1 protein-coding gene is annotated in these 354 nt (G+C 48.9%); it reads left to right on the forward strand.

The window, feature by feature from the left end:
• Positions 1–354, forward strand: a 354-nt coding sequence (locus AC1RPQ_RS08190) for a hypothetical protein (RefSeq protein WP_481762292.1), incomplete at both ends; no start/stop codon positions are given.

Below are 354 nucleotides of genomic sequence, written 5' to 3' on the forward strand. Positions count from 1 at the left end.
GTCATGCGCTGGAGCTGTTCGATCTGTTCGGACTCCAGAATCTCACGATCTACACGCATCCTACAGATGTGAAAATAGATAGGGCACCAGTCAGGTTCTTGCCATATCCACATCTAGACTTCTCGGATCGCGCGCTAAACATCTTCCACAATGAAGTGTACGGATCGAAATCTGATTCGGGTCGCACCGTCAAGAAGGAAGGTATGAACCGGTCGAAGGCGGTGGCCGTTGGTGGTCACCTGCATACAGGACACAAGGTTCGAAACACTTACTTTCCGGGCACACTGTACCAAAATAATTTTGGGGAACAGCTTCCAAAGTACTTTGCACATATCCAGTTTAACAGCGTTGCAG

Source organism: Dellaglioa sp. CoH-57-MRSF-21 (assembly GCF_056781915.1).